Origin of the sequence: Pseudooceanicola profundi (assembly GCF_050897955.1) — a bacterium.
GTDB lineage: Bacteria > Pseudomonadota > Alphaproteobacteria > Rhodobacterales > Rhodobacteraceae > Pseudooceanicola.
The window spans coordinates 86,601-93,037 of record NZ_JBPAXZ010000007.1 but is presented as its reverse complement, the minus strand read 5'-3'; the positions used below and the strand labels follow the sequence as shown (position 1 = coordinate 93,037).

The window sequence follows — 6,437 nt, the reverse complement described above, 5'->3', positions numbered from 1 at the left end:
CATCGGTATCGGCAGTATCGTCAACCGCGGTCGGCGCGTCGTTCACGTCATTGACGGTCACGGTCACGGTGGCCGTATCGGTCAGACCCTCTTCATCGACAATCGTATAGGTGATCGTCTCTGTGCCGGAGAAATCCGGATCCGGGGTGTAGACCAGCTTGCCATCCACGATCTCGACCGTGCCATTGGCGGGCTGTTCGACCGACTGGATGGTCAGATCGTCGCCGTCGACATCGGTGTCATTGGCCAGCACGTCGATGGTGACGGGGGTATCCTCATCCGTCTCGGCCGTGTCATCCACGGCATCGGGCGCATCGTTCACCGGGTCCACGGTCACCACCACCGTCGCGGTCGAGGTGTTGCCGTCCGGATCGGTCACCGTGTAGGTGATCGTGTCCTCGCCGTTGAAGTTCTCGTCCGGCGTGTAGACCAACTTGCCGTCCACGATCTCGACCGTGCCATTGGCGGGCTGTTCGACCGACGCGATGGTCAGCGGGTCGCCATCCGGATCGGTGTCATTGGCCAGCACGTCGATGGTGACGGGGGTGTCCTCATCGGTATCGGCAGTATCGTCAACCGCGGTCGGCGCGTCGTTCACGTCATTGACGGTCACGGTCACGGTGGCCGTATCGGTCAGACCCTCTTCATCGACAATCGTATAGGTGATCGTCTCTGTGCCGGAGAAATCCGGATCCGGGGTGTAGACCAGCTTGCCATCCACGATCTCGACCGTGCCATTGGCAGGCTGTTCGACCGACTGGATGGTCAGATCGTCGCCGTCGACATCGGTGTCATTGGCCAGCACGTCGATGGTGACGGGGGTATCCTCATCCGTCTCGGCCGTGTCATCCACAGCCTCGGGCGCATCGTTCACCGGGTCCACGGTCACCACCACCGTCGCGGTGGAGGTGTTGCCGTTCGGATCGGTCACCGTGTAGGTGATCGTGTCCTCGCCGTTGAAGTTCTCATCCGGCGTGTAGACCAGCTTGCCGTCCACGATCTCGACCGTGCCATTGGCGGGCTGTTCGACCGACTGGATGGTCAGCGGATCACCGTCGACATCGGTGTCGTTGGCCAGCACGTCGATGGTGACCGGTGCGTCCTCGTCAGTGGAGGCCACATCGTCCATCGCCTCGGGGGCGTCGTTCACCGGGTTCACCGTAATGGTCACGGTCGCCGTATCCGTCGCGCCGGAGGGGTCCGTCACGGTATAGGTGATCGTTTCGGTGCCGTTGAAATCCGGATCCGGCGTGTAGACCAACTGGCCGCCGACGATCTCGACCGTGCCATTGTCGGGCTGTTCGACCGACGAGATGGTCAGCGGATCGCCGTCCGGGTCGGTGTCATTGGCCAGAACGTCGATGGTGACGGTGCCGTCTTCATCGACAGAGGCCGTGTCGTCTACCGCATCCGGCGTCTCGTTCTGCGGATCGGTCAGGATTTGTTCGATCTGGCTGAAGGTCAGCACGCTGCCATCGGCGAAGGTGACGGTGCCCGACTGGGAGCCCGCATCCGTACCGTCGCTGGTTGCGTTGATGGTGACCCTGCCCGCACCGCGCAGGTCGAGAATATCGAGGTCGGTGTTTTCGTCGGGACCATTGCCGCCGACGATCGTGTCACCTGCACCCTCGGCCGCACTGCTGACCGTGAAGGTGTCATTGCCGTCACCGCCAGACATATCGTCGGCGCCTTCGCCACCGACAACGGAATCATCCCCGCCTTCGCCGAAGATCGAATCGTCGCCCGACCCGCCCAGCAGCGTGTCGTTGCCATCGCCATCACCGGAAGGCGTGCCTTCCAGAGCGTCGAAATAGATATCGGTGATGTTGATCTCGGAGGTATCGTGACCGTCCTGCTCATGCGTGATGACCAGCCGGCTGATCGGGCCGGGGATATTCACCAGAACGGAATGATCGGGATCGGTATCCGGCCCGGTGTCGTCGCCGCGGTGCGAGATGATCTCGCTGCCGCCAACGCCATCGGCATCGCTCAGCGTCAGATGCGTGCCCCATTCGGCGCGGACATCGATTTCGACAAGGTTACCGTCGGCATCATAGGCCTGCACGGTAACACGAGAGTCGGAATCGATGTCATTGATCCGGAAGGAAACATTGCCGACATCAGAGGAGAATTCCCACTGATAGGTGGCGCTTTCGTCATCCGAGTTCAGGCGCGAGGCAACAGACGAACGGCTGTCGGCCGAGTTGCCATCGGTCGTGATCGAATGAACTTTCTGCTGGTCGTCCTGGAAATAGGTCTGCGGCGATTCATTGGTGCCGATCACCGAGAAGGTAACCACAACCGACCCGGTATCCTGTGTGAACCCACCGGACAGGTCATCCCCGTCTTCCGGGGCACCATGGCCGTTCGGATCGGGCGCCTTGTCCCATTCAAAGCTCTCGCGCTCACCGGAACCACCGGTGGATCCGCCTTCGCCGGCATTGTCGCCGTAGATGACGTCATTGCCCGAGCCGCCCTCGATGGAGTCGTCGCCGGAATTGCCGTAAAGCTTGTCGTTGCCTTCGTCGCCCTTGATCGTGTCATCGCCGGCATTGCCGAATGCGGTATCGTTGCCCAGACCACCGACAAGCAGATCGTCACCCGGAACGCCACCTTCGATGGAGGTATCGTAGGACCCGTCCGGCGTGTAGTTGAAGTCTTTGACCTCACAGCCGTTATTCGTCCAGATTTCAATCGCGACACAGCCCTTGATATCCAGATCGAGCGTCAGGATATCCTTGGACGTCGACACGGTCAGTTCTTTCAGAACATTGCCCTTGTCGTCGAACAGCTTCAGTTTGCAGCCTTTGTACGCATTGTCGAAGGTCAGCGATTTAAGATCGCATTTCCCGCCAAAATCGAATTGCAGATGGTTGTCCCAGCTGTCGAACCAGCTGAGCTTGGAGCATTTCAGACCGCCCCAGTCGAACCACTTGGTGCAGTCCTTGTCGTAATCCCAGAAAGATTTGCAGTCGATGGTCTTGGAGCCGGTGTCCGCGGGCGCGCTGGAACGAACCTCGTCTCCATAAAGAACATCATCGCCGGTACCGCCATACAATGAATCGTTGTCGCCGCCGCCGTAGACTTCGTCATCGCCGCTGCCGGAATAGACCTTGTCGTTGCCCTTGCCCGCAACCACGATGTCCTGATCGCCTTTTTCACCGGCGAGCAGCGCATCGTTTCCGTCCATCTTGTCGCCATCCACATCCGTGAACGTGACACCCATGACATCATTGCCGGATGTGCCCTCGACGATCCCGTCAGGCTTGACCGAGCTGCCGCCGCCACTGCTGCCGCCGCTTGTGTCATGATCCTTGTTCCACCAGTCCCAGAACAGAAACCCAGTCATTTTCTCACCCTTTAGCTCCATCGGGATCAAAACGACCCGTCAGGTGTTGCGGCCCGGTGCGCGCGCCGCGACACCGTCTCCAGTTCCATCGTAACAACCGTTTTCTGCGTTGCGGCACAGGCGATCCCGGTTTCCCGTATCCCCTTCCCTCACCATTCAGGTGATGGGACAACGATCCCGCACACGCATCCATCCGGATGCCTGACATTTGGTGGCCGCCCCATGGCCAGCAGTCTTGTGCCCCCCAGTCGGGCACACACTCTTTTAAGCGGCGCTTATCGGCAAACAAAGGGAAAAACCGCGATAAATCTGTGATAACCGTTCACCGGAGCGTCACAATTCCGCCCCCCGAAACCGCGTTCTCGCGGCTCCCCGCGAAATTTACGGCACTGTTTGGAAACAATTGCCCCGGCCAAAAGGTAAACAATCCTTAACCTTTGTTGGCCGATGCAGAAATTTTCCTGACAAACTTGCTGTCCAGCGGTTTCGCAATCGGAAACATCAAAGATGCAGGAGAAGTGCCTCTTTTTCTCCGCATTCACACGGATGCACCCCTAGAGTTGTAGAAATCTTCTGACCAATGCCCGAATTTTTGGCCTGATTGGTTCTCCAATTGTGGCAGCGGGCCAGGGACTCCCCCCGAATCAACAGTGGATTGCGCAAACTTTGTGTCATCTGTCTGAGTACCGCGAATACCCCACCCCGCGCGCAGCCAGACCGGCCGCACGCAAGCACTGCGACGTCGTATCGAGATCGAAAGATTCACGGAACCGGACAGGCCGGTGGTACCCAAGGCCGGACTCGAACCGGCACGCCCGAAGGCGGGGGATTTTGAATCCCCTGCGTCTACCATTCCGCCACTTGGGCAAAGCGTGGCCGAACCACGCGCTTCCCTGTAACGCCGCAGCGGCATCCCGTCCAGATCCAATAGCCGCAGCCGCCATGCCTTGACCGCGCGGAAACGGCGTGGTTTCTGCAAGTGCGAAATGGCGGAAGGCTCATGATCAGAAAGCTGTACGAATGGACGCTCCGCATGGCGGATCACCATAATGCCCTATGGGTGCTGGCCGCTATATCCTTTGCCGAGGCGTCGTTTTTCCCCATACCGCCCGACCTGCTGATGATCCCCATGATCGTCGCGCGCCCCAGCCGGGCCTTCCTGATTGCCACGGTCTGCACAGCGGCCTCCGTTCTGGGCGGGCTGGCGGGCTATATGATCGGGGCGCTTGCCTTCGACACGATCGGGGCCCCGATCCTGAATGCCTTTGGCAAGGCCGACGCCATGGCAGAATTCAACGCGACCTTTGTCGATGCCGGTTTCTGGGCCGTTCTTGGCGCGGGCATCACGCCCTTCCCGTTCAAGGTCATTACCATCATGGCCGGCTGGACCGGCATGCCTGTGGTCACCTTTATCGTCACCAGCATCGTCGCCCGCGCCCTGCGTTTTTTCATCGTCGCCGGGCTACTGTGGTACTTCGGCGAATCCGTCCGCCATTTCATTGAAAAGCGTCTGGGCCTTGTGTTCACGATATTTTTCCTTGTCCTTGTCGGCGGATTCGTCGCCATACGGTTCCTATGAACACACGTCTCCTCGTCCTCCTGGCCTCTGCCGGATCGCTGGCCCTGCTCGCAGGTGCCTTTGCCTTTCAATATCTCGGCGGCCTCGCACCCTGCCACCTGTGCCTCTTGCAGCGCTGGCCGCATGCCGCGGCCGTCCTGATCGGTGTGATCGTGCTTGCGACACGCCAGACCGTGCTGGCCTGGCTGGGCGCCTGTGCCGCGGCGACAACCGCGGCAATTGGCCTCTACCATACCGGCGTAGAGCGTGGCTGGTGGGAAGGGCCCAGCAGCTGCACCTCCTCCGGGACCGGCGGGATGACCGCGGATCAGCTGTTCGATCAGATCATGAACGCCCCGCTCATCCGCTGCGATGAGGTCGCCTGGTCCCTGCTGGGCCTGTCCATGGCCAGCTGGAACGCCCTGATCGCCCTGGTCCTTACTGCGATATGGATCTTGGCCGCGCAACGCGGACGGGCCCAAAGTTCCTGAGCGGGATCAGGACCTAACCGCCCGAACCTGCCTTGATACAGGATGCGCGTTCGATCAGGCTGTAAGCCTGCAGCGCCCCGGTGTCGTCATCCTGGTCAAGCCCCTTGATCCGGGTGAGCACCGGGTCCGCAATCCGCCGGACCGTTTCCAGATGATCCAGCGCCATGGTCGTGATCGGCGGCACATGTCCCCGCGTCATGTCACTGTCACCAATGGCCATGACCGAGATATCGTCGGGAATGCGCAGCCCCAGACTGGCCAGCGCATTAAGCGTCGACGACAGGATCTGCGTGCCCTGAACGATCAGCGCCGAAGGTCGTGCACCACCTGAGAAGACCTCGACTATCTCATTGAAGACCAGGGAATTCTGCGTCTCGGGCTCGATCTTTCCGAACACCGGCAGACCGGCCTCTCGCATGGCCATGTCAAAGCCCGCATGTCGCAGCTGCCCGGGCCGGCTGTCCCCATGCGACAGGACCGGCAAGATATCCCTGTGCCCAAGCGCCGCCAGATACTGCACAGCCGCCCGCATGGCACCTTGGTGATCGAACAGCAGCCGGTCCCCCGGGACGGCCATATCCCGGTCGAGGATAAAGACGGGTGCCGGGAAATTCTTCAGCACATGCAGCAGGCCCGGATCCCGTTCATGGTTCGGGGCGATCACAATCGCATCCAGCCCCCGTTCCACAAAGATCTCCAGCGATCTGATCTCCCGGTCCAGCCGCCCCGAGGTGGTCGAGAGCATGGTCACGAACCCCTCCTCCGCCCACCGGTCCTGCAACGCATTGTAGAGCCGTGCGAACAGGGGGTTTTCAACATCCGCAAACAGACATCCGATCAGGCGCGAGCTGCGCGAGCGCAGGGCCCGGGCCGCGGCATTCGGCTGATAATCCAGCGCACGCGCCGCCGCCAGAACAAGATCCCGCGTCCGCCCCTGAACCCCGGGGGCGTCGTTGATGGCGCGGCTGGCCGTTCCGATCGAGACGCCCGCCTCGCGAGCGACATCCCGGATCGTCACTTTGCTCTTGGGCATCTGCCC

General features: G+C 60.9%; 4 protein-coding genes and 1 tRNA gene. 2 read left to right on the top strand and 3 right to left on the bottom strand.

From position 1 onward, the window contains the following. Together ACRARG_RS20890 and ACRARG_RS20885 are read right to left on the bottom strand one after the other, a co-directional pair. The coding region (locus ACRARG_RS20890) for an Ig-like domain-containing protein (RefSeq protein ID WP_432691961.1) at window positions 1–3,349 on the bottom strand (3,349 nt) is incomplete at its 3' end. 783 nt (window positions 3,350–4,132) lie between these two features. Next, window positions 4,133–4,216, bottom strand: a tRNA-Leu gene (locus ACRARG_RS20885). A 133-nt stretch (window positions 4,217–4,349) separates the two neighbouring features. Here ACRARG_RS20885 and ACRARG_RS20880 point away from each other — a divergent pair. Continuing rightward, on the top strand, window positions 4,350–4,928 hold the full coding sequence (locus tag ACRARG_RS20880; RefSeq protein WP_432691960.1) for a YqaA family protein: 579 nt from the start codon (window positions 4,350–4,352) through the stop codon (window positions 4,926–4,928). After that, a complete protein-coding gene (locus ACRARG_RS20875) occupies window positions 4,925–5,398 on the top strand; it encodes a disulfide bond formation protein B (RefSeq protein ID WP_432691959.1) in 474 nt (157 codons plus the stop codon). Before ACRARG_RS20880 ends, ACRARG_RS20875 begins: the two co-directional genes overlap by 4 nt. A gap of 13 nt (window positions 5,399–5,411) precedes the next feature. On the opposite strand, the gene ACRARG_RS20870 is transcribed toward ACRARG_RS20875, so the two are convergent. Further along, complete coding sequence (locus tag ACRARG_RS20870) at window positions 5,412–6,431, bottom strand: LacI family DNA-binding transcriptional regulator (RefSeq protein WP_432691958.1); 1,020 nt, start codon at window positions 6,429–6,431, stop codon at window positions 5,412–5,414. Window positions 6,432–6,437 lie beyond the last annotated feature (6 nt).